This is a genomic window from Butyrivibrio sp. AE2015, from assembly GCF_000420825.1.
Classification (GTDB): domain Bacteria; phylum Bacillota; class Clostridia; order Lachnospirales; family Lachnospiraceae; genus Butyrivibrio.
This window is the reverse complement of record NZ_ATVR01000073.1, coordinates 1-1,310: the sequence shown is the minus strand read 5'-3', so window position 1 is coordinate 1,310 and position 1,310 is coordinate 1. Positions and strand designations below refer to the sequence as shown.

At 41.8% G+C, this 1,310-nt stretch carries 1 protein-coding gene; it reads left to right on the top strand.

All coding sequences use genetic code 11. The features are described 5' to 3' along the window. Window positions 1–1,310: condensation domain-containing protein (locus G585_RS0116550; protein WP_022776490.1), on the top strand; the 1,310-nt coding region annotated here is incomplete at both ends.

The following is a 1,310-nucleotide window of genomic DNA, read 5'->3' as shown; positions in this document are numbered from 1 at the left end:
ACAGACTACCTTGCTGCCTATTTCACAGCAGATGAAAAGGTGGATATAAGTGACCTGAAATCCTATCTGTCATCTTACCTTACTTCCTACATGGTACCACAAGCCTTCATGCAGCTTGATGAGATGCCTATGAATCTTTCAGGCAAGATAGACAAAAAGGCACTGCCTCAGGCTGTAATGATGGAAGATGAGATAGTGCCGCCTGAGAATGAAACTCAGGAGCAGATCCTTGAGATTGTTAAAGAAGTAATTGGAGATGTTTCTATCGGTATAAATTCAGACTTGTTTGCATTCGGTATGTCATCCGTAGGATGCATCAGGCTGTGCGCCCTTTTGTCAGAGCACTTTGGAAGAACCCTTAAAGTATCGGATGTTTTTGATAACAGTACCATTAAAGCTATAGACAGCATTCTGAAAAATACAGATAAAACGGAAGAGTACGAACTCAGAAAAGAGTATCCGCTTTCCATGACCCAGACAGGTATATATATCGAATGTATGCGCTACCCGGGTTCTACCACCTATAACATCCCGGAACTTTATAAACTAGGGGACAGTGTGGACTGCGAAAAACTTGCTAAAGCCATTGAAAAAGCTGTAGCAGCCCATCCATATCTTTTCATGGAACCTGTAAGTGACAAGGATGGAATCGTACATGCGAAAAGAAGGGATGACTATAAGTTTGAAACTCCTGTATTTAAGAAAGATACCATTCCAACCGGAGATGAGCTGGTAAGGCCATTTTCCCTTGATACGGGAGAAGTTCTCTTCCGTGCAGAGATTTATGAAACAAAGAATGGTAACTATTTCTTCCTTGATACCCACCACATCGTAAGTGACGGTGAATCCCTTTATATTCTGAAAAATGATATCGACAGAGCTTATTCAGGTGAAGAAATAGAAAAAGAGAAATATACGGGATATGAGTTTGCTCTTGATGAAGAAGCTGCGAGGAAAAGCGAGCGATTTGAAAAGGCAAAGGCCTGGTATGACAGTTACTTTGCAGGCTGTGGCGGCGAGACACTTCCAATAAAAGATGGAAAGAAAGAAGATGGAAATATAGGTGAAGGGAAGGTTATCGGAGAAACGGATGGAGCTATGATAAGACAGTTCTGTCTTGATAATTCCTGTACACTTAATGCTTTCTTCATGACTGCTTTTGGCCTTGCACTTAAGTCGTATACAGCGTCTGAAAATGCCATATTTACTACAATCTATAACGGCCGAAGTGATGGAAGGCTTTCAGATAGCGTATCCATGCTGGTAAAGACCCTGCCGGTATATTTGGAATGCGCTCCGGAAAAGAAGGT